We start from the raw sequence: 23,331 nt of genomic DNA on the forward strand, positions 1-23,331 counted from the left end.
TAATTATGACAACCTTTTTTAGGACGTGACAAACAATCCCTATTTCCTCATTTCCTAATTCTCTAATTTTCTCATTTCCTAATTCTCTCATTTTCTAATTCTCCTCCCGCTTGTCGCTTCCCCCTCCTATTGCCTAAGGCCTGCTTCCCCTTCACACAAATATTTCTCCCCTTTTTATTCGTATTTCATAATTATTTCTTATCTTTGCCCCATCTATTCCTCATATCCTAACATCTAATTATTAAAACATTATGAAAAAAACACTTTTTTCAGTGCTCTCACTGATGGCGTTTAGCCCTCTGTTATGGGCACAAGAAACTGAAATGATTACCCATCCACAAAGCCAATACCGAAAGGCAGTGGAACTCTACAATCGCAAGCTCTATCAGCCTGCCCAGAACTTGTTCCGAAAAGAACAAACCTCCAATCCCGATAGAGCTATCCAAACCCAAAGTGAATACTACGTAGCCACTATTGCCGCTATCCTCAATCAAGACGGAGCCGATGCGCTGGTGAATAACTTTATCGTCAATCACCCCGACTCTCCTCTGAGCTCCGAAGCCTATTTGCAAATGGCTAACATCTATTATCAGCAGGGCAACTACGAAGATGCGCTCGCTTGGTACGAAGCTATCGACGACCAAAGCATAAGCAGTAGCGATAAAGCTAAATACAACTTCCAAAAAGGTTTTTGCCTCTTCCAAACCGGCAAACAAGCCGAGTCTAAACCTTATTTCGAGTCGGTGCAAAACACCAAAGAATACGGTGCCAATGCCAAGTATTACTTAGGATATATCGCTTATGATAAAGACGATTACTCTAAGGCTGAAAGCTACTTCCGCGAGGTACAAGAAGAAGATGCTTCACTCACCAAAAACGTGTCTTACTTCCAAGCCAATATGTACTTCAAACAAGCTCTTTATCAAGAAGCTATCACCGAAGGACAGAAACAGCTCGCTAAAACCAAAAATGCTCAAGAAGTATCTGAGCTCAATAAGATTATAGGCGAAAGCTACTTCAACCTCAAGAAATACAAAGAAGCAATCCCTTACTTACAAAACTATAAAGGTAAAAAAGGTAGGTTCTCCAATACCGATTATTACTATATGGGGTACGCTTATTACAAAAATAACGACTATAAAGCAGCTATCGAGCAGTTCAACAAAATCGTAGGTGGAAACGATAGCGTCGCTCAAAATGCGTATTATCATTTAGCCGAATGCTATTTGAAAACCAACCAAAAGCAAGAAGCACTCAACGCTTTCCGCAATGCCTCTCAAATGGATTTCGATAAGCAAATTAAAAAAGATGCTCATCTGAACTACGCCCGCCTCAGTTATGAAATCGGTAACCCTTACGAGAGTGTCCCCAATGTGCTACAAGCATACGCTTCGGCTTATCCTAACGACCATAAAGACGAAATACAGTCGCTCTTAGTCGACTCTTATATTTCATCTGGTAACTATCAAGCCGCTATCAGTCTGCTCGAAAAGTCTAACGACCCTAAGGACAAAGAAACCTATAAAAAAGTAGCCTTCTATCGCGGGTTAGAGCTTTTTAATGAATTGCAATACAACGAGGCGTTAAAATATTTGCAGAAAGCCATCGGTGGTAATTCTGCGCTTGCCGCTCGTGCTACCTATTGGGCTGGTGAAACTGCTTATCAGCTGAAAGATTACAAAGGTGCCGAATCCTATTTTACTCAGTTTCTCCATAATTCATCAGCACCTAAAACCGAAGAGTATGCCAAAGGCTTCTACGGTTTAGCTTATGCTAATTTCAATCAAAAAAACTATGCAGGTGCTATCGCTAATTTCGAGAAGTACCTCAAACAAAACCCTAAGAACAGTAGTTGGAAGCACGACGCTATACTCCGTCTCGCCGATTCTTACTTCGTAACAGGTAAATACTGGCCTGCAATGGAAGGGTATAACAAACTCATCGAAGCTAAATCTTCTGACCAAGATTATGCCGCCTACCAAAAGGCTATTAGTTATGGGTTCGTAGACCGCCTCAATAGCAAAATTGAAGACTTAGAGCGTTTCGTTAAGAACTACAAAAGCTCTAATCTGCGCCCTAACGCTTTGTTTGAATTAGGAAATGCTTATGTAACCAAAGGAAATACCCAAAAAGGATTACAGTACTATCAGCAACTCGCCAAAGAGTATAAAGGCAATGTGCTCGTACCTCGTGCAATGCTCCGCGAAGGTTTAGTATATTATAATAGGAACGAAAACCAAAAAGCCTTAACGCTTTTCCAAACTATTGCAAAAGACTATCCTAATACCAATGAAGCCTCACAAGCGGTAGCTTCCGCAAAACTCATCTATGTAGATATGGGTAACGTAAACGAATACGCATCGTGGGCTAAAGGATTAGGATATGTAGAGGTAACCGACCTCGAACTCGAAGGAGCTACTTATGAAGCTGCCGAACGACAATATATGCAAAACAATACCAAAGAGGCTATTTCAGGTTTTGAAAAATACCTTAAAGAGTTCCCTAATGGTATGCGTCGCACCAATGCCGAGTTTTACTTAGGACAAATGTATTTCAATAGTGGACAAAAGGCTAAAGCACTTACACATTACGAAAATGTAACCAAAAGCGGTTCTAATGAATACGGCGAGCAATCGCTCACTCGTGTGTGTCAAATCCTTCTTGAAGCAGGTAGCTACCTAAAAGCTAAACCTTATCTCGAAGACCTCGAACGAACCGCTACTATCGCACAGAACAAAACTTATGCACAAAGCAACCTAATGCGCGTGTGCTATAACGAAAAACTGTACGATAAAGCTATTGAATATGCCAATAAGGTATTAGAAGAAAAATCTATCGATACACGTATCAAGAACGATGCTTATATAGTGTTGGCTCGTGCTTATAGTCAAGCAGGAAATGAAACCCAAGCTCGCAAATATTACCAAGAGGTACAGAAAACCGCTACGGGTAGCCTCGCTGCCGAAGCCTTGTATTACGATGCTTATTTTAAGAATAAAGACGGTAACTACAAAGCCTCTAATGACGTAGTTCAAAAGATTGCTAAAGACTATGGCGGACACAAAGAGTTCGCTGCTAAGAGCCTTATCGTAATGGCTAAAAACTTCTACGGACTCAAAGACGCTTATCAAGCCTCTTACGTCTTAGAAAGTGTAATTAAAAACTTTAAAGAGTTTCCTGAAATAGTAGCCGAAGCCAAAAAAGAACTCGCAGTAGTAAAAGCCGAAGCCGCTAAAAGTAATTCATCAGTAAAATAATGGTTAATATTGTGGTATACACTTTGCCAAAGTTTGCCTGTGCGGTTCGCACCTTTGGCAAAGTTGAATCTCCCTCCTAAACCCTAATTTCTAAACAAATGAACAAACACATCACATATATTCTAACAATGCTTTTGTTCTCTGCCTCAACAATGGCAGTCGCTCAAAGCCGTAAAGACAGCCTCTCTACTAAAGTGGTAGATGTGGTAAAATCATATGCTCCTACGATTGCCGACGCCGACAAAAAGCGTGAAGATGCAAACGTAAAAGATTCGCTTACCGTTAAGAAAAAGCAAATCAACTATACCATCTATTCGGTACCGGTAGCCTCTACTTTTGTTCCCGAAAAAGGCAAAGCAGCTTCGGTGAAACCAAAAGTCATTCGCGAAGACTATTTAGATTCTTATTTCGGTGGAGGTTTCGGTATGCTCAATACCTTTTATGCCGATGCCAATATCACTCTCCCTGTAACTGATAACAGTAACGCTTCTTTCTTACTGAATCACATCTCAGCCAATGATGATATGGACGAGGTATACACCGATACCTATTATGCGCTCTCATCGGCTGAGTTGCGTTATGATTTTCAGAACCAAGATGTTCTCTGGGGGCTCACTGCCGATATAGGTCGCCGTTTGCACAACTGGTATGGCATTCGTCCCGCTTCTTATACAAGACAACAGTTGATTGGGAAAGTAGATGACGTACACCAAACCTATTTCGATTATGGTGTAGGAGGTTACCTCCAATGGTCTAATCCTTACTTTAAAGGACTTGATTTCAGCGTACGTGGGCTCTACGACCATTTCGATAGTAAAGAATTGAATGTAAAAGCACAACCCACCTTCGAAATTCCTCTTACCGATGACCAAAAAGTTCGTACCAATGTAATTCTCGATTATTACAATGGTAGTTTTACCCGTCAAAATAACTCAGTAAACGAGCTTAACAATCGTTGGACGCTCTTTGGGGTAAATCCTTCTTATCATTTGTCTATTGAGAATTTGGATTTAAAATTAGGCGTTGCTTTGATGTATGTAGATGCGAACCAGTCCGATGAAAGCAAGTTTAAAGCTTATCCCGATGTAGAGGCTTCTTATCCGCTAACTGCCGATGCTATTTTGCACGCAGGTATACGCGGTATTATGCAACAAAACACAGTAGAGAAACTCACCAAAGAGAATCCTTTTCTCTCACCTATGCAGGAAATTAAGCCTACCAATGTGCAAGCCGATGCTTTTGTAGCCCTTAAAGGAAAAGTAACTTCCGATTTGCTTTATCGCATACAAGGAAGCTATCGCCAATACAAAGAGATGCCTCTGTTTACTACCAATTCCGAGACACCTACTATCGCCACCGAAATATTGCCTTATCAATATAACAACTCTTTTAAGTTAGTGTACGACGAAGTAAACGATATGGAGCTTTTAGCTTCTATCGGAGGAAATATAAAAGATGTTTTCTCTTTTACCTTTGAAGGAAGATATAATAACTATAACGCCCGTGTACAGAAAAATAAAACCGCTTGGAACTTGCCCAGCACACGAGTATCTCTCTTCACTGATTTTAGAATATTACCCAATCTATTTGCTGGATTCGACTTCTTTTATATAGGAAAACGTTACGACCTCGATTACGTAACTGTTGCAAATCCTATTCCTGATAAGCTCTCTTTGGAAGGTTATTTTGATATCAATTTCCACGCCGATTACACTTTCAACAAACATTGGCAAGTATTCTTAAAAGCCAACAACCTCACCAGTGAGCACTATAAAAAATGGTTGTATTATCCTTCACAAGGCGTACAAGCCTTTGCAGGAGTACGTTATCTGTTTAGCCTAAGTAACAAGTAACAATTATATACTAACAAAACAAACAGCGGTATGAATAAAGCATTCATACCGCTGTTTTTATTATTTTCTTCGTAGTTGTAATACAGGAGACAAGAGAGAGTTATACAGGCAGATGAAACTAGTGAGGAATAAGTTATGTATTGATGTCTAATTGTGATTTTACAAGCTGACTGTAACGTCCTCCTAATTGCATTAATACTTCGTGATTGCCTATTTCTACCACAGTTCCGTCTTGCATTACCACTATTTGGTCGGCTTTGCGGATTGGTTACGTTGAGGACTCACACAACTGAAGAGAGTAGTATTTGCAAATCATTTTCAAGCAGGCTACTCCGCAGTCCATCATATTCATTTGTCTATCAATAGGGAAGGTTTTAAACTTCATATATTCATTAGTTTTATTCTGAAGATAAAAGTATTGAATATTTTAAATATGCAAAATATTTGGTGGTTACTTTTTTATGAGTTACCTTTGCGGTGTTTTCCATAAAATTTCAAATAAAATGAAAAGTATTCAAACATTATCTTTTTCTCAATTAGAGGAAGAGATGGAAGCTCTCAAAGAGCAAGAGGCTCAAAGTTGTGTAGGAGGTGGATGGTTCGATTATATCCACGATTTAGACGAGGTCACTGTATATGGCTCTCCTATCGGAGGAGGGGGAGGCTTATTCCCTAACGATTTTAGTCCTGGCTATGAGGATTATGATAATTATGGTGGTGCCGGCGGAGGTTATACCCCCGAAGAAACCCCTCCAGAACCAGGTCCTCCACTAAAATTGAAGAACTTACCTGGTATGTGCCCACAAGTAGGAAGTACAGGGGAATGTGGAATGCTTGCTTTTGAATTTCTCTCTAAATTTTATGGAGGAGACAAAAAAGGAATAAACAAAAGTGATTTTGCAGAATCAATAGGGATAGATAGTAAAGAAAAGGCTATTCGTCAATTCTATTTTGACCCTAATAGAAGAGAACCTTTAGGTATTACAGATGTTGAAATGTATCGTATATGTGATACTTTTTTCAAGAATAATCTTCTTGAATATGGGAACTTAGAGCAAATAAAAAATTCACTTAGCAAAGAGCACCCTATTTTGATGAATTATTCCTCTGAAGGGTCTAACAATGGACACGCAGTGGTGATTGTAGGGTATGATCCAAGTACTAATCAAATCACTTTAGCCGATCCATTAGCTACCGGGGGAATGAGGAATGTTAACTATGATCCTACTATGTTTAAAAATTTAGTGGAGATTGAGGGGATGCAGGATGATAAAAAAACAAGGAAATACAGAAATAATGAAGATTGGTGGAAAGGATGTGGTATAGGAAATTAGTAATTTTTATGTCTTTTTTGTTGTTCTCTATCTCTTCATTTTCACAAGACAAAAGTTCTGTTGATTGTGAAAATAGAATAGGACCAAGATATACAGAACAACATTTGAATATAAGGCTAAGAACTATCAAAAAGAATTTTGTGATTTATTCGCAATTTGGTTATTTTGATAAATCGTTAGCTGTGCTAAATTTTCAATTAAAAGGTTATGGGGTATCTTCTGCAAAAAGAAAGAAAATTATTAACCAGATAAAAGAAATGAGTCATTGGGATGGAGAAAAAGTTTTAGAAGTAGACCGTACCCCAACTAAAAATGCTGAACTTATTTCTATATACAGTAATACTGACATTACTAATATCACAACTTTTGACCCTTTGACTTCCATATTACCTTTAACTCAGGTTATAGAAAAGTACCTAAGTGAGAAGCAAGCCAAAAAAGTGATAGAAGCTCTTTTAGCAGAAGAGGCTAACAGTAGTTGCGGAGTATCGTTTTTAGATAATACTTTTTGTATTTATCAACGAAAAGGAGCTGTGATAGAAGGGTATGGTACCATTGATAAGAGTTTTAAGAATTATGAAGCTTTTTTAAAAGACTATTTAGGTAAATGCAGTATAGGAAATTAGTAATCTTTTTGTATTTATTGTTGTTTTCTATCTCTTTATTTGCACAAGAGCACCCTTTTGATTGTGAAAATTTCAGAGTAGGACAGACGTACACAGGGCAACAATTGACTATAAGGCTCAGAACTATTAAAAAAGACTTTGAGATATATTCGGTATATGGTTATTTTGATAAATCATTAGAAGTGCTTAATAGTCAGTTGGAGAGTTATGGTGTAGCTCAGAAGGAAAGAGAACAGATTATTAAGCAAATTAGAAAAATGACTGGATGGTCTGGTAAAAAACTTCAAGAGTATGGTTTAATGGAACCTCAAAACTCGGAGTTAATATCTATTTTCAATCATTTTGATTTTACTAATTTCACACAAGTAGATCCTCTAACGGTTAAAATTTCTTTGAATCGAGTTATAGAGAAGTATTTAAGTAAAGAAAAAGCAAAAGAAGTGATAGAAGACTTGTTGGAGAAGAATTTTAATTGTAAGTGTGCCGTTAGCTATTTGGAAGATAATTTCTGCTTTTATCAAAGAGCAGATACTTTGATAGAAGGGTATGGTACCATTGATAGGAGCTTTAAGGATTATCGAGCTTTTTTAAAAGATTATTTAGGTAAATGCAGTATAGGAAAGTAATTATCAGTATAGGAGTGTTCTTTTTCTCAATTCCTATTTTCTCTCAAGCCCAAGAAAGTGTTTACGACTGCGAAAACTTTGGAATAGGAGCTCGCTTTTACAACACACAATATTTCGATATTATTATGCAAAATATAGAGAAAGATATTTGTATTGTCTCTATGTTTGGTTATTTTGAGAAATCTTTACAAATGCTTGAGAAGACTTTAAGAGAACACAAAGTCTCTAAAAGAAAAATTAACCTCATCATTCAGGAAATAAAAACACTTGCTGAGAATGAGGAAAAAGCTTTTGATTTTGGGAGTAAAGAGACTAAGAATGTGAATGGTATTTCTATTTTTTATACTGAGAGGAAAGTGATTTTTCCTCTCAGTATTAATTACACTATAGAGAGATATTTGGACGAGAGAAAAGCTAAAGAAGTACTTACTGATTTATTGGAAAAATCAATTAATACAGCTTATCCTATGGATTTTTTACAGAAACAGTTTTGTGTATTTCAAAAAATGGGTGTTATTGATAAGAAGTACAGGGATTATTACGAATTCTTAAAAGACTATTTAGGCAAATAATAATTTAAAGTAAAACACTACAAAAGCTATCAAGAAAAATGATAGCTTTTGTTTTTAAAACTAACATTTATGAATCCAAAAATTATTAATCTTGTAAAAGAATATATCACCGAAAATTATTCTCATCAGTACGCTACCCTTATAACGGGAAGTTATGCTGAAGGTAAAGAAACGATCTATTCGGATGTAGATGTTATCATCTTTACTACTGAGAGAATACAAAAAATTATTAAAACTCTCAATTACAAAGGTATTACTTTACAACTTATCATTTTCTCGGTAGAAAGCATTGAATACACCCTTTATGAAGATTTTCTCTCTAACAAAGGAGTGTATATTGATATGATTTCTAAAGGATTTATTTTGTTAGACCCTCATCATTTTTTAAAACATCTCAAAGAATATACTACAGCACTAAAAGAAAATGGGAGTACTCCTCTCTCAAAAGATGAAGATGAAAAATATAGATCAAAAATCACTTCTTACTTATTAGATATAGAGGGAGTAAAAGACACCAAACGCATTTTCTTTGTAGCATTACTCTTGATAGATGTTTTAGCTGAGTTTAAACTTCGTTTGCTCCGTCAGTGGGGAGGTACTGGTAAAACAAAATCAGAGTTTTTAAGGAAGGTAGCTCCTACTTTTTTTGAAGAGCTTCAAATAGCTACTCAAAAGTTTTTTGAAAAGGGAGATAAAGATAAACTGATAACTATCACCAAAGAGCTTTTAGATTCTACAGGAGGAAAGTTTATACAAGAGTTAAACTTCCAAAAGTTTGCTTTTTCTGAGAAAATGCTAGTAATACAAGTTTCAAAAGTACTTCATCAAAAAGAATGTGCTGAAATCATTTTAGCTATAGTCCCCTTTCTTAAAACTCACTCTATAAATGCTTACCATTTTATATCATCAACTGATGGCTTTTTGTACTTGATAATAGAAGATTTTAACAAATCTCAGCTTCAAAAACTACTAAATAAATTCCCTGATGAACAATTGATAGACATACACTATTTCTATCCTCAAACTTGCTTTAATTCTTTAGAAAACTACCAAAAACTACTTCCTTTCTTTGAAATGCTATCAAAAGAAGCTTTTCATAACTTGGAAAATGAGAATTTTAAAATCCTAAAAGGATTAAACCTACTAATAACTCTTAGAAAGATAGAAAAGATGAGCAAAGAAGAGTATCTTTCCTTTCTCAAATATTTAATAGATTGCTGGATAATGTATTGTGTTGATGATATTCTTATAAATAAAGCTCCAGAAACTACTATTGAAAAAAGTACAATTCTGAAAAAATACAACAGTATATTTCAAAAACAAAAGCAATACTTAAAATCAACCTTAAAAATCGATAAAAGCTATCATATACTATCTGAGGCATTAGCTAGGATAGATAACAGAGTGATCCCTCTATATAAAACTTTCTTGATAACACCTGACTTTGATGAAACTAAGAAAAAGAAATTTTGCTTTTGTAAAAATGTATTAGATTACTGCTATAGTATTTTGTTTATCGAACCAAAATTCAAGGCTTACTTGCCTTATATTGCTTTACAGATAGAGTAATTCCAACCCCTTTTAAAGTTTAAACAGTCATTATATACTTTTGCATTCGAAAAAAGTAATCCCTATATAATATAAATCAGATAAATTAAGAAGAAACTAAAATATACATAATGGAAACAGATACCAACATATACTACAAACATCAGCGTACTGAGGAAGTACAAGATATTATAGACAGGATGCCCCATAAATTTGGTAGATATACCTCCTATATCATCATCTTTATAGTTGTCGCATTCTTTTTCTTTGGTTTCATAGTGAAATATCCGGATATTATTGTAGGAAAAATTACCATTAATAGTACAGCCAAAGAAATAAAGTTAGTTGCCAATAGCTCCGGAAAAATACACTTATTTTCTGATAAATTCCTGTCAGACGTAAAGGAAAATGAGCCTATTGCTTATATCCAAAACACGGTTTCTTACGATACAATCATAAAAATAAAAAACAATTTGTCAGATTTTTTAACCTCTCCTCAATATACTGATGTTTTGAAGAAGCTACCTAATAAAATTACCTTAGGAGAACTTACCGTCTCATACTATGACTTTTTATCCAATGTAGAACAATTATATCTCTATGAAACTGAAAAACTTTATGATGTACAGATAAATAATCTACAGCATATCTATCAAAAACAACTACGAGAGTTACATATTTTTCAAGAACGATTAGCAATTGATGAAAACTACTATATCTTTGCTAAAAAAATACACCGCAGAGACTCCTTATTATTTTCTTCTCAAACAGTTGCTGAAGCCGATATGGACAAATCGAATATGACGCTCTTACAAACTAAAAATAATATAACCTCCGATAAAGAAAATTTTGCCTCTATGGAAAAACAAACTAAGCAAACTACCAATACCATAAAAGAACTTACTACACAAAAAGCAATTAAATATAATGATTTAAAAACTAATATTATTACCTCCTATAATAAACTTATGGAAGAAATAAATAAATGGGAACATCTATATATTATCAAATCTCCTATAAAAGGTAAAGTACAAACTCTTAACTTTTGGACAGAAAACCAATATGTAACTGCAGGTACAGAAGTTTTTTCGGTAATACCTACGCAAGAAAAGAGTTTAGGACAGATGCTTTTACCTACCCTAGGAGCAGGTAAAGTAAAAGTAGGACAAGAAGTAGTTGTAAAATTAGATGATTTCCCTTATTTAGAATATGGCTCAGTACGAGGAACTGTTATTTCCATCTCAATGAGTAAAAAAGAAGAAAAAACTACACAAGGAGAAATGGAGGTTTATTTAGTACTTGTACAATTTAATGAAGGACTAAAAACTAATTATGGAGAGTATATTAAAACTGATAAAGCAACTTCTGGTACAGCAGAAATCATCACCAAAGACCGCCGTCTTATCCAACGACTCTTTGACAATCTAAAATATGTAATAGAAAAATAAAAGAGTAAACTATATAGCTAATCACTTACCATCGACTTCTTATAATTCCTCCATTTCTCTATACATTGTTGCATATCATTAGGAAGTTCACTATCAAAGCTAAGATACTTGTGAGTAATCGGGTGTTCAAAACCTAAGGTTTTAGCGTGCAAGGCTTGGCGAGGTAATACCGCAAAGCAATTCTCTACAAACTGCTTGTATTTGGCAAAAGTTGTTCCTTTCAGAATCTTGTCGCCCCCATAACGTTCATCGTTGAAAAGGGTATGCCCTATGTGCTTTAAATGTACTCTTATCTGGTGCGTACGCCCTGTTTCTAACTTGCAAGAAATGAGTGTTACATAACCAAAACGCTCTAACACCTTGTAATGGGTTACTGCCTCTTTACCGTGAGAACCATCGGGGAAGACGTCCATTTGCAGGCGGTCTTTTAAGTGTCGCCCAATATGACCACACACCGTTCCTTCGTCTTCTTCTATATTACCCCATACAAGGGCTATATATTCGCGCTGAGTAGTTTTATTAAAAAACTGTTGAGTAAGATGTAACATTGCCTCTTCGGTTTTCGCTACTACTAAAAGTCCACTAGTATCCTTATCGATACGATGTACCAACCCAGGACGATTGCTACTGTTGTTAGGCAAGTTCTCAAAATGATATACCAATGCGTTGATGAGCGTTCCGCTGTAGTTGCCGTGACCAGGGTGTACCACCATACCAGCAGGTTTATTTACCACCAAAAGGCTATCGTCTTCGTATACTATGTTTAAAGGAATATTCTCGGGCACCAATAAATCCTCGTGAGGAGGGTGAGGAAAAAGTACCTTTACTTCGTCGTTAGCTTTCACACGATGATTAGACTTTACGGGCTCGCCATTCACAAAAATATTACCCTGCTTGGCTGCCTGTTGCACCTTGTTGCGGGTGGCGTTCTCTACAAAGTTCATCAAGAATTTATCCACGCGCAAAGGTTCTTGCCCTTTGCCCGCCGTAAAGGAGTAATGCTCGTAAAGAGAAGGAGATCCCTCTCCGTCTGGTTCTAAATCGTCTAAATCTTCTATCTCGTCTATATCACGCATTACCTTACATTTGCACCACAAACTTTGCCAAAGTTTCTAATAGCGTGCGTGCTACGCCCCTTAACAAAGTTTAAATTTATAATAGTCTGCATTGCTCACACTTGCCCGTGCGACTCACACTTGCTAGTGTGGCTCACACCGCCCGTCGTGCTACGACTGCCCGTGCAGCTCGCACTAGTCCCCCATCAGTTCTTCAATAGGTATTTCGGTAGGGATAGTATCCCGAGCCTCTAAGCCGTTGCCACACACAAGGTCTATACGTGAGGTTTTAATAAGCTTATCGCCAGGTTGTACGGGTTTACCGTCGTGTTGCATCTCCAATACCATATCTTTCCCAATATTGTTCACATAAGTAACCCTACCGATGGCAAGCCCTACCGATTGCAAGGTAGCCACTGCATTCCGGCGCGTTACTTGTATCACCTTAGGCACTGTTACTTTATGATAGCCCGACGGATTGATGTTAAGGTATATTTTGCGGTTCTTCTTTACTCTCTCGGTAGCCTCAGGCGTCTGACTGATTACCGATAGAGGAGGGTATTTAGGGTCGTATTCAGTAGAATCCAACACCTCATAACGCAATTGTTGCTTATCTAATATCACCCCTACTTCGGTAAGTGTTTTCTTGCTCAAATTAGGTACTGTAATGTACTCTCCGTGCGCCGTATAGATGCGCAAGAGTTGCAATACACACCAAACTAATATAATACACGCCACTATGGCAAAAGCAAATTGCCAAGCTAGTTTCTTTCCTGAGTTTTTTAAGAATTCTTTAATCTTTTCCATACTTTGCAAGTATTGTTATGGTGCAAAGGTACAAATATTTTTGAAAAGGACAATACAGCCCCCTACAATATCCTCAACCACACCTTCTCCCCTTTCTCTATGGGGGTATCGTTGTAGAAGTACACTTTCCCTTCTACCGAAGTAGCTTCTATAAGGTATTGTGCTCCTTGAAAATAACAGTATTGTACAGTAGCTTCCCAATCAGAGGTTGCAGTAATGATAATCTGTTGGGGTTTGAAGAGTTTGCCGTTATGCCAACTCACTTCTCCAAACAAAGAAGCGGTGTAATAATCGGTATTTTGGAAATAAACCGAAAGCGTATTGTTAAAAAACAATAGCTTCCCGTCGCGCATAATAAGGGTTTTATCGGAGTAAGAAAGCGCATCTTTACCGTCGTGAGTAGCCACTATACAGCTAATGTTTTGCTCTTTCAAATAGGTGAAGAGAGTGCGTTGTAGTTCGTTCTTTCTAAAATTATCCACCTGACTAAAAGGTTCGTCAAGCAATAACAATTGAGGTTCTTGTGCCAATGCCATTGCCAATGCCACACGCTGTTTCTCACCACCGCTGAGATTCAGTGCTTTTAGGGGCGCAAAACGTTCCATTCCCACCAAGGTGAGCAACTCCATTACGCGCTCTTTTTTATAGGTTAAATCGAGGTTAGATATAAACTTCCCTACATTTTCAGCTACTGTGTGATAAGGGCCTAACCCAAAGTCCTGTGCAAGGTATTTCATCGTTTTAAACCCAGGCACTAACTGCCAAGAAGGCCCCCTTACGCGCTCGTTGTTGAAGTGTATAGTACCTTCTTGCACATCAATAAGACCATAAATAGCTTTCAGCAAGGTGCTCTTGCCACAACCACTTTCTCCCATCAGCGAAAGGTGCTCACCTTGCGCCAGCTCAAAAGAAATGTCTTGCAGTATAGGGTCTTGCCCTTCATAAGCAAAGAATATATTTTTAAGGTTTAGCATTGTTTATTCATATGTAAATATTCGCGCTTTGCAAATTATGCAATTCGTATATTGCTTCTCACACTTCGGCAAAGTTTTCCTGTACCCTAAGGATTCACACCTCCCCATTTTCCCATTTCCCCATTTCCCCATTTCCTCATTTCCCCATTTCCTCATTTCCTCATTTTCTCATTTCCTCATTTCCTCATTTCCTCATTTTCTCATTTCCTCATTTCCTCATTTCCTCATTTTCCCATTTCCTCATTTTCCCATTTCCTAATTAATCAGCCTCCACATATCCAGCTGTGAACCCTCGCTAGCTTTGGCTCGCCCTTTTTACCTTTTACCTTTTACCTTTTACCTTTTATCTTCTATCCGCCCGTGCGGCTCGCACCTTTTACCTTTTACCTTTTATCTTTTATCTTTTATCCGCACTTAGAGCGCACTTTTAAACTGTTCTAAGAAACGCATATCGTTCTCATAGAACATACGTATATCCCCTATTTGGTACAAAAGCATTGCGATGCGTTCAACGCCCATACCGAAGGCAAAACCACTGTATACCTCACTATCAAAACCACAGTTTTTAAGTACATTAGGGTCAGTCATACCACAACCCATAATTTCCAACCAACCAGTACCTTTGGTAATGCGGTAATCCACCTCGTTATTGAGTCCCCAATAAATGTCTACCTCAGCACTCGGCTCGGTAAAAGGGAAGTACGACGGACGCAAACGTATACGCGACTTGCCGAACATCTCCTTAGTAAAGTACAACAAAGTTTGTTTCAGGTCAGCAAACGATACGTTTTTATCTATATATAAGCCTTCTACTTGGTGGAACAAACAGTGTGAACGTGCCGAAATAGCTTCGTTGCGGAATACTCTACCCGGCGAAATCGTCCGTATAGGTGGCTGATGTCCCTCCATATAGCGTATTTGCACCGAGCTGGTATGGGTACGTAAGAGAATATCCGGATTAGTTTGTATAAAAAACGTGTCCTGCATATCACGAGCAGGGTGATATTCAGGAAGATTGAGGGCAGTAAAGTTATGCCAGTCGTCTTCTATCTCAGGTCCGTCCGATACGTTAAAACCTATATTGGCAAAGATATTCACAATTTCGTTTTTAACTATCGAAATAGGGTGGCGTGCCCCGATAGGCGAAGGGGTCGCAGGACGACTCAAATCGCCGTATATACCTTTGCTTTCACTGTGTTCTTCCAAGCGGTCGCGCCATTCTTGTACTTTGGCTTCTACTTTTTGTTTGAGCTCATTCACTACCTGCCCAAAAGTCTTTTTCTCCTCCTTAGGCACTTCTTTAAAAGCGGTAAAAAAGTCGTTGAGCACCCCTTTTTTACCGAGGTACTGAATGCGGAATTGTTCAAGTTCTTCCTTAGTTTTCGCGCTAAAATCTTCTATCTTAGCAATATGCTCTTTTATTTTATCAATAATCATACAGTAATACGATTTCTCTTTTGTTTTTCCCAAGACGCAAAAGTATAAATAATTTTCCATTTAGCAAATTTACCAATCTACTAATTTTTTAATTTGCTAATTCTCTCATCTGCCAATTCTCTCATTTTCTAATTCTCTCATTTCCTAATTCCCCTTTTTCGTCGCCACATTCCCCCTTTTTCGTCACTCGCTCCTCGTCATTCGTCTCTCGTTCATTCGTCATTACTTCCCTTTTCCGTCATACTCCCCCCTAGCACCTATGGCCTAAGGCCTAATGCCTTTTCTCTTTCTTTCGCCTCGAAACCCCGTTTTTAAACATTTTTTAACGTTGTTGTATCACAGTATGAATCAACTACTTATATACTCTTTCTATACCAATCGTCCAAGATTCGTATAAGCTTCCTATAAGCTCTCTATAAGCTAACCCCACCCGCTTCCTATAAGCTCTCTATAAGCTAACCCCACCCTCTCATAGCCTTTTTTCATCAAAATTCTTCTCAGCTCTCTTCCGTTCTTCTCCGTTTCCTTCCGATGTCTCAGATGTGTCACTTTTAGGGGTATACACTTTGCCAAAGTTTGAAACTTTGGCAAAGTTGATGTTCTAAAAAGTTACCTCCTCATTTTCTCATTTCCAAATTTTCTCATTTTCTCATTCTCTCATTTCCTAATTCTCTCATTCTCTCATTTCCTCATTCTCTCATTTGCTAATTTCCTAATTATTTTCTACTTTTGCACCCCAAAATCAAATACTCTCAGATCAGACGTGTCTAACAAGTCTAATCCCTGACACCTAATAATGAAAAAACACTTACTTATACTTTTTCTATCATTTACAACAATGATTTTCGCGCAGAAAATACCTGCTGTGAAAGATACTATTACTAAAGATACTACTAAAACCAAAACAACTGAAAAACCTGAAAAGACTCCCGAACAAAAGCGCGCCGAAGAGTACGCTAAACTCATCAAAAAAAAGGGTATTGAGCGCAACGGACTCTTTACGATCCGCAAGATTGAGGATAAATGGTACTTTGAAGTCCCCGATTCCCTCCTCAATCGCTATTTCCTATGCGTAACGCGACTCAAAGCGGCTCCTCATAACTTCGGACTCTATGCAGGCGAAAAAGTGAATGAACAAACCGTCTATTTCGAGCAGAAAGGCGAAAAAACACTCCTCTTGCGCTCGTTTCTAAATCTGCAAGAAGCCGGCACCGACGATAATATCTCGGTGGCACTAGCCAATTCGAGTGCAAATCCTGTGGTGGCATCGTTCACCGTTATCGGGCGCAACCCCAAAACCAAAGCACAGCTCATTGACATCACCGATTTCTTCAAGCAAGACAACAGCGTTACCTCTTTCTCTTCGAATACAAAAACCCAAATGAAAATAGGCGCTATCGCTACCGATCGTTCTTTTGTAGACGATATACGTCCTTATCCTATCAACGTAGAAGTCAATACCCTCAAAACGTTCAACGCTTCACCCAGTACCATTCCTTCGGCAAACAAGGTGGGGGCTATTACCTTAGAACTGAATATCTCTATGGTGCTCCTGCCCAAAACACCTATGCAAAAACGCCTCTTCGACCCTCGCGTAGGCTTTTTCGCTACCCGATACATCAAGTTCAGCGACCAGCAACAACGCACCGAAACTGAATATTACATACACCGTTTCCGCTTAGAACCTCGCAAAGAAGACGTCAAAAAATATCTCAGCGGTCAGTTAGTACGCCCCAAAAAGCAAATCGTGTTCTATATCGACCCTGCTACGCCTAAACAATGGCAAAAATACCTCATTTTGGGTGTAAACGATTGGAATGTTGCTTTCGAACAAGCGGGATTCAAAGAGGCTATTGTCGCAAAACCTTGGCCTAACGACCCTTCAATGAGTTTAGAAGATGCACGCTTCAACGTAATTCGCTACCTCCCTTCCGAAAAAAGTAACGCCTACGGTCCTAACATCGCCGACCCTCGCAGTGGTGAAATTATAGAATGCCACGTGGGCTGGTATCACAACGTGATGAAACTCCTCAATCAGTGGTATATGATTCAGGCAGGCGCTGTCGATAAACGCGCTCGTACTATGGAGTTCAACGAGGAACTAATGGGCGACCTCGTGCGCTTTGTCTCCTCTCACGAAATAGGTCACTGCTTAGGTTTGCGCCACAATATGGGCGCCAGCAGTCAAACGCCTGTCGAAAAACTCCGCGACAAAAAATGGGTTGAAGCCAATGGGCATACTGCTTCTATTATGGACTATGCGCGTTTTAACTATGTGGCACAGCCCGAAGACAATATCAGCAGCAAAGGACTCTATCCGCGCATAGGTATCTACGACAAATGGGCAATCGAATGGGGATATCGCTATTACGGCAACAAATACAAAGACGAGTATGCTGAACAAGAGGCGCTTGCCGAAATGGTTACCCAAAAACTCAAAGCCAATCCGCGATTGTGGTTCGGAGGGGAAGGCAAAGATGAAGACCCTCGCGCACAAACTGAAGACCTTTCGGACAACGTAATGAAAGCCAATACCTACGGATTGAAAAACCTCCGCTATATCGTGCAACACCTCCCTGAATGGACTAAACAGCCTAACGACAAATACGAACATCTCGACGAAATGCAAACCGCTGCCTATATGCAGTATTTCCGCTATTTGAAGCACGTGCTCAAACACATTGGCAATAGATATGTAGGCATCATCGGTGAGAAAGAAGTCTATAAAGAAGTGCCCAAAGAGAAGGTAAAAGAAGCTATAAACTATTTAGATAAAGAACTTTTTGAAGCGCCTTTGTGGTTATATCCTCAGGAAATAGTAGAGAAAACAGGAGCAACCCCCGATAAGAACATCATCAGTATGCAAAACCTTACCTTGAGTGTACTTTTAGGAGAGCAAACCCTCTACAACCTTTATAATCAATCGCTCACCTCCAAAAATCCTTATCCGTTAAACGAATATCTGCAAGATGTATTCAAAGCGGTATGGAAACCCCTCAACAGCCCCGATGCGCGCCAAAACACTTATCGCCGTGGTATCGAACGCTTGTACCTCTCTCAAATCGATAGGCTCATCAATGCACCTGCCGACGCTAAAAACAGTAAAGCTGCGAGCATACAGCAAGTATCCGATGTGCGACTCTTTGCCTTGCAGCATTTGGATATGATTGAGGCTTTTGCCAAACAAGCTCTCGCCAAAGAACCTGCTTCATCTATTAACCATCTACACTACCAAGAAATTATAAAGGAAATAGAACGTATTAAAGACCCTAAAAAATAGAGTCTCCCTTCGGAAGAAAAATTAAACAAATCATTTAAATGTCTGCCGTGCTATGGCTTGTTCGATTTGTTTTTATATTTGTAAGATTTCTAAGACGTAGTCTTATCTTTTATTTTTTCAAAATTTTTTGTTCAATTCTGTAGTGCAAGCTACACTTCTTTTTTCTAATTTCAAGAAACTGATAATGCAACAACAACACGAACCCAAACCTGACCTACTGTTTATCCTCATTATGGGACTCCTATCGATGCTCACCCCGCTGGCTATCGATATGTACCTCCCTGCCTTTGTGAAGATTGCTAACGATTTGAACGTATCCGAAGAGATGATTTCTCAAACCTTAGCGCTCTTTACCCTTGGGTTTGCTTTTGGGCAACTCTTCTGGGGGCCTCTTTCCGATAGTTATGGGCGCAAACCTATCATTCTTATCGGGATTATCACCTCAGCATTGGTGTCGTTAGTGATTACGCAAATCCACCATATCCATCACTTTTATATACTGCGCTTTGTACAAGGCTTTTTTGGAGCATCGCCGGCGGTAGTTACGGGTGCCCTCTTGCGCGACCTTTTCGCTAAAAATGAGTTCGCCCGCCAAATGTCGATGATTATGATTGTCACAATGATTGCCCCGCTTATCGCCCCCGTACTGGGTGGTCACCTCACCGACTGGTTTCATTGGCATATCATCTTCTACGTGCTGATGGTTTTAGGACTCTTGGCGGCGCTCTTAGTGAGTTATAAAATCCCTGAAACGCTTCCTAAGTTCAAGCGTGTTCCTTTGAAAATAGGCAACACCTTACGCATTTACGGCAAGCTCCTCAGCAACAAAAAGGTATTGGGATATATTTTCTGCAATTCGCTTTCCTATTCAGGAATGTTTTGCTTTATCACCACGGGCTCTATTGTGTACACCAAACTCTTTGGGGTAGCCCCTCAACACTTTGGGTATTTTTTCCTTCTCAATGTAATTGTAATGATGACGGCAACCTCACTCAATGGCAAATTCGTCACCAAAATAGGTGTAGAAAAATCCTTGCGTTTGGGGCTTACTATCCAACTCATTGCAGGAGCGTGGCTTGTGATATGTGGTATTTTCCATTTGGGATTATGGGCTACAGTGGCAGGAGTTTCAATGTTTGTAGGTTTAGTATCGGTAGTATCCAGCAGTGCCAATGCCGCCATTTTGGATATGTATCCCGAAGTAGCGGGTACCGCCAATTCCCTCACAGGAATGTTGCGTTTTGGTATCGGTTCAGTAGTAGGGGCAGTGCTCTCGCTTTTCGCTATCACCTCCGAGCGCCCAATGGTATTTGCAATGGCAATATGCATAGGAGTAGGCGCCCTCAGCTACTTGCTGTTAGTCGCCCGTCGCACCATTAGCAAATAACTATACCGTTTCTCTGCTTCTTTAAGACTCTCCAAAACAAAAATTTTATAGTTCATCATAGCTCGATATTTACCTTATATCTATCATCAATCAGTATAAAATTAGTATTGTATTTCTTTGCAAGGGCTAAAAACTGTGCATTATCATCTAAAACACTTTCGATTGTACACCAATCATCATCTAAACGCTTTTCTATGACATTTGCATATTTCTTTATATCCTTAAAGTGGGTTTTAATATAGTTTTCACTCATTACAAGACAATAACATTTAATATCATCGAGATATTTTTTTGTAAAATCTTTTTCCCAGTCAAAAGGAATATATGCTCCTTCAATGATAAGATTTTGTTTGTTTTCTATGGCTGTTTTAATCATTTCACGAATAATAGGCCACATATAATCTGTAAGTGCTTTATCATTTTCTAAGGTAAGTTTAGTATAACCACTGCGAATTAATCCCATTTTTAAGTGATCTATTGATAGATATGGGTATTTATATTTTTCTAATAGCTTTTGAGCTAAAAAAGTCTTACCTGTGTGTGAAGCTCCAGTAATTATAACAATCATTTTTATACCTCGTTTACCTCTGATAAAACCGCACCCAATCAATATACATTCTCACGGGTTTATCAAACGGCTTTACTTCGCCTACCCATTCACCTCCCAGTTGCATATCAATAATCAAAAAGAAAGGCAAATCAAACGGGAATTGCTTTTCACTCTCCTTACCAGGCATACGCGAATAGACAAATGAAGGCAGTCCGTTTACGTAAAACCGTATCACATCTCCTTCAAAATCCACTGCATAAGTGTTGTAGTCATCAGGATTAATAGGGAAAGAAGTAGAGCTTTTTGGTCCTGCTTTCTTTTTATGTGTAAACGGCGAATGCACAGTCTGATACACAAAAGGGTCGTAATTTAAGCGTTCTATAAGGTCTATCTCTCCTCCTTCTTCAGGCCATTTAGTATCTTTGGTAACCAACCATATAGCAGGCCACGCTCCTTGCGTGCCTTCTAACTTACAGCGTACTTCTATCTTCCCTTTTTGGAAAAACTTCTTTTCTTTAGTCCAAACACCCGCAGTAAGGTAAGGCGAAGGGTCTTTTTTTAAATCTTTATTGGTCACCCCTAACAGAATCATCTTCCCGTCCTTTATCTCAAACAAATTCGGGTCACTGCTCATTGTGTTGCAACAGTTGTCTCCCCAACGGTTCATTTTTGTCCATACACCTGTCGAGAAAATATCTCCCCTATCGAAATTATCTTCCCATACCAATTTCCAAGGTTTCTCATTAACCTCCTCTTTCTTTGAACAACCCCAGCTCATAAGAGCCAACGTAAATAGTAATAATGTAAAAGGTTTCATATTCATACAGTTTAAGTTATTATCTTTTCATTTTCTCTTTCTTCATATGCCTTACCTAAAAGGGCTAAAAACTCTTTGCGAGGTATTTCCTCTGCTCCCAAACGCTCTAAATACTCGCTGTATATTTGGCAATCTACCAATGCTATATCGGGGTGTGCTTGCAGGTAGGTGATAAAACCGTATTCTGACGCATTATTGCGCTTGCTAAACATACTCTCCCCACAAAAGATTTTGCCCATTTTTAGCCCGTATAAACCTCCTATGAGCACATCTCCTTCCCATACCTCTACCGAGTGCGCTATCCCTCTTTTATGCAAGCCTGTATAGGCTTCTATCAGTTCGGGGTGAATCCACGTGCCGCCTTGGTCTTTACGCGGAACAGTAGCGCACTGTCGCATCACCTCAGTAAAACAACGGTTATAAGTAACACGATAAGGTGCTTCGCGTAGCATCTTACGCATATGCTTGCTGATATGCAATTTCTCGCGAAAAAGTACAAAACGCGGGTCAGGACACCACCAGACTACCGGCTCTCCTTCGTTATACCACGGAAAAATACCCTCCGAATACGCCTCAATAAGTCGTTCAGGGGTAAGGTTCCCTCCTAAAGCAACAATTCCTTCCTCCGAAGCCGTATCGGGGGAAGGAAAAGATGTTTTATCGTTCGTTAAGTATATCATTCTTTAGAATGGCAAATCGTCTTCCTCAGTAGGGGCAGAAGCTCCCTGTGCGGGGTCTGGTGCACTAAAAGCCTGTTGAGGGGCTTGTGGCGGATACTGAGGGGGCGTTTGTTGGTATTGTGGTGGGGCTTGCTGATATTGCGGAGGCGCTTGCTGATATTGTGGTTGTGCATATCCTTGTGGCGGATAAGCTGGTTGCCCCTGTGGTGGATATTGCCCTTGCGGAGGGGGATAGGCTCCTTGTGCCACCTCAGCATTTTCAATACGCCATCCTTGTAAGTTCACAATATATTTAGTTTCACCTTGTGGGTTTACCCATTCACGACCGCGAATATTGAAACTGATGCGTACCAATTGCCCTACCTGAAAGTTGTCGAGAAGTACACATTTTTCTTGTACAAAGTCAAATGGGATATACTGGGGGTATTGTTCCTCAGTAGAAATCACCACATCACGGCGTTGAAAGCCGTTTTGTCCTACGGTCTGTGTAGGGCTAATCTTTATAATTTGTCCTTGAATTTCCATATTGGTATTCCTTTTTATTGCTTATTCTGATAATATTTACAAGGGCAAAGATACTATTTTTTTAGTTATCGGCAATACTTATACCCTAAAATATTACAAAACATTTTACTTTTTGCCCAAAAACATTCTATTTACAAGTCTTTGTATAATCATCTACCAACTGTATCATTCCTTCTTTCGTTTTGGTGTTGTATTTAGTAACATCTAACGACGGACAGTTGATATATTTAGCCAATATTTTTTGTATTTTATCCGCACTCTTCGAACCGCAAAAATAATGAATTTTGTAAAATATACAAGATACATAAAAGAAAACTCTATCATTCCCCCCTTCACCCTTCTGTTTTCTCTCGCTACATTCTCTCTTTCCAGTCATTCGCCCTCTCGCCATTCGTCACTCGTCACTCGTCATTTTTTTGCTTTTTCCGTCACTACATTCCCCCTTTGAAGGTAGCCAGCAACAGCTGGGTATGTGAGAAGGGAGACATTTTCACCACATTATTTTCATCTTCCCCGTCTCCACATTCCCCCTCTCCTTGGGAGAAGTCTCCGAAT

At 38.9% G+C, this 23,331-nt stretch carries 19 protein-coding genes; 10 read left to right on the plus strand and 9 right to left on the minus strand.

Annotation, left to right across the window (positions count from 1 at the left end):
* Positions 1 to 251 precede the first annotated feature (251 nt).
* Both HMPREF9078_RS11145 and HMPREF9078_RS11150 read left to right on the plus strand, forming a co-directional pair.
* Complete coding sequence (locus HMPREF9078_RS11145; protein WP_009420763.1) at positions 252 to 3,257, plus strand: tetratricopeptide repeat protein; 3,006 nt, start codon at positions 252 to 254, stop codon at positions 3,255 to 3,257.
* A gap of 98 nt (positions 3,258 to 3,355) precedes the next feature.
* Positions 3,356 to 5,110, plus strand: a complete 1,755-nt coding sequence (locus HMPREF9078_RS11150; RefSeq protein WP_034543621.1) for a TonB-dependent receptor — start codon at positions 3,356 to 3,358, stop codon at positions 5,108 to 5,110.
* Positions 5,111 to 5,378: 268 nt separating this feature from the next.
* On the opposite strand, the gene HMPREF9078_RS12350 is transcribed toward HMPREF9078_RS11150, so the two are convergent.
* Positions 5,379 to 5,495, minus strand: a complete 117-nt coding sequence (locus HMPREF9078_RS12350) for a cysteine peptidase family C39 domain-containing protein (RefSeq protein ID WP_009420765.1) — start codon at positions 5,493 to 5,495, stop codon at positions 5,379 to 5,381.
* A 118-nt stretch (positions 5,496 to 5,613) separates the two neighbouring features.
* Between HMPREF9078_RS12350 and HMPREF9078_RS11155 the strand changes: the two genes are divergently transcribed.
* The 6 genes from HMPREF9078_RS11155 (at position 5,614) to HMPREF9078_RS11180 (ending at position 11,264) form a co-directional block, all read left to right on the plus strand.
* The gene (locus HMPREF9078_RS11155) at positions 5,614 to 6,444 is read left to right on the plus strand and encodes a C39 family peptidase (RefSeq protein WP_034543622.1); all 831 of its coding nucleotides are present in this window, start codon (positions 5,614 to 5,616) and stop codon (positions 6,442 to 6,444) included.
* An 8-nt stretch (positions 6,445 to 6,452) separates the two neighbouring features.
* Entirely contained in the window at positions 6,453 to 7,070 is a 618-nt protein-coding gene (locus HMPREF9078_RS11160; protein ID WP_009420767.1) for a hypothetical protein, read from the plus strand.
* Positions 7,052 to 7,696: a hypothetical protein gene (locus HMPREF9078_RS11165; protein ID WP_009420768.1), complete on the plus strand. Its 645-nt coding sequence runs from the start codon at positions 7,052 to 7,054 to the stop codon at positions 7,694 to 7,696. The genes HMPREF9078_RS11160 and HMPREF9078_RS11165 overlap by 19 nt, the downstream gene beginning before the upstream one ends.
* 125 nt (positions 7,697 to 7,821) lie before the next feature.
* Positions 7,822 to 8,268 carry a hypothetical protein gene (locus tag HMPREF9078_RS11170; protein ID WP_198142754.1) on the plus strand — a complete coding sequence of 149 codons (447 nt, stop codon included), beginning with the start codon at positions 7,822 to 7,824 and terminating at the stop codon, positions 8,266 to 8,268.
* Positions 8,269 to 8,316: 48 nt separating this feature from the next.
* Positions 8,317 to 9,837 (plus strand): nucleotidyltransferase domain-containing protein, encoded by a 1,521-nt coding sequence (locus HMPREF9078_RS11175; RefSeq protein WP_157453580.1) that lies wholly within the window; start codon positions 8,317 to 8,319, stop codon positions 9,835 to 9,837.
* Positions 9,838 to 9,947: 110 nt separating this feature from the next.
* Positions 9,948 to 11,264: an HlyD family efflux transporter periplasmic adaptor subunit gene (locus HMPREF9078_RS11180; RefSeq protein ID WP_009420771.1), complete on the plus strand. Its 1,317-nt coding sequence runs from the start codon at positions 9,948 to 9,950 to the stop codon at positions 11,262 to 11,264.
* 17 nt (positions 11,265 to 11,281) lie between these two features.
* Here the strand turns inward: HMPREF9078_RS11180 and HMPREF9078_RS11185 are convergent, their stop codons facing one another.
* From HMPREF9078_RS11185 to pheS, 4 genes are all read right to left on the minus strand, one after another.
* Positions 11,282 to 12,340, minus strand: a complete 1,059-nt coding sequence (locus HMPREF9078_RS11185) for an RluA family pseudouridine synthase (protein ID WP_009420772.1) — start codon at positions 12,338 to 12,340, stop codon at positions 11,282 to 11,284.
* Positions 12,341 to 12,514: 174 nt separating this feature from the next.
* A complete protein-coding gene (locus HMPREF9078_RS11190) occupies positions 12,515 to 13,126 on the minus strand; it encodes a PASTA domain-containing protein (RefSeq protein WP_002673909.1) in 612 nt (203 codons plus the stop codon).
* A gap of 62 nt (positions 13,127 to 13,188) precedes the next feature.
* Entirely contained in the window at positions 13,189 to 14,100 is a 912-nt protein-coding gene (locus tag HMPREF9078_RS11195; protein WP_009420773.1) for an ABC transporter ATP-binding protein, read from the minus strand.
* 414 nt (positions 14,101 to 14,514) lie between these two features.
* A complete protein-coding gene (gene pheS / locus HMPREF9078_RS11200) occupies positions 14,515 to 15,537 on the minus strand; it encodes a phenylalanine--tRNA ligase subunit alpha (RefSeq protein ID WP_009420775.1) in 1,023 nt (340 codons plus the stop codon).
* Between the two features lie 796 nt (positions 15,538 to 16,333).
* Here pheS and HMPREF9078_RS11205 point away from each other — a divergent pair.
* Complete coding sequence (locus tag HMPREF9078_RS11205; RefSeq protein WP_009420777.1) at positions 16,334 to 18,817, plus strand: zinc-dependent metalloprotease; 2,484 nt, start codon at positions 16,334 to 16,336, stop codon at positions 18,815 to 18,817.
* 184 nt (positions 18,818 to 19,001) lie between these two features.
* The gene (locus tag HMPREF9078_RS11210) at positions 19,002 to 20,204 is read left to right on the plus strand and encodes a Bcr/CflA family multidrug efflux MFS transporter (RefSeq protein ID WP_048746231.1); all 1,203 of its coding nucleotides are present in this window, start codon (positions 19,002 to 19,004) and stop codon (positions 20,202 to 20,204) included.
* Positions 20,205 to 20,259: 55 nt separating this feature from the next.
* On the opposite strand, the gene HMPREF9078_RS11215 is transcribed toward HMPREF9078_RS11210, so the two are convergent.
* From HMPREF9078_RS11215 to HMPREF9078_RS11230, 4 genes are read right to left on the minus strand one after another with little or no spacing between them, the layout of a single operon-like run.
* The gene (locus tag HMPREF9078_RS11215) at positions 20,260 to 20,772 is read right to left on the minus strand and encodes an AAA family ATPase (RefSeq protein ID WP_009420778.1); all 513 of its coding nucleotides are present in this window, start codon (positions 20,770 to 20,772) and stop codon (positions 20,260 to 20,262) included.
* Positions 20,773 to 20,785: 13 nt separating this feature from the next.
* Positions 20,786 to 21,577, minus strand: coding sequence for a glycoside hydrolase family 16 protein (locus HMPREF9078_RS11220; RefSeq protein ID WP_009420779.1), 792 nt, complete (start codon positions 21,575 to 21,577; stop codon positions 20,786 to 20,788).
* Positions 21,578 to 21,582: 5 nt separating this feature from the next.
* Positions 21,583 to 22,251 (minus strand): leucyl/phenylalanyl-tRNA--protein transferase, encoded by a 669-nt coding sequence (gene aat / locus HMPREF9078_RS11225; RefSeq protein WP_009420780.1) that lies wholly within the window; start codon positions 22,249 to 22,251, stop codon positions 21,583 to 21,585.
* Between the two features lie 3 nt (positions 22,252 to 22,254).
* Positions 22,255 to 22,776, minus strand: coding sequence for a DUF3127 domain-containing protein (locus HMPREF9078_RS11230; protein ID WP_009420781.1), 522 nt, complete (start codon positions 22,774 to 22,776; stop codon positions 22,255 to 22,257).
* Positions 22,777 to 23,331: the final 555 nt, after the last annotated feature.

This window comes from Capnocytophaga sp. oral taxon 380 str. F0488 (assembly GCF_000318255.2).
Lineage (GTDB): Bacteria > Bacteroidota > Bacteroidia > Flavobacteriales > Flavobacteriaceae > Capnocytophaga > Capnocytophaga ochracea.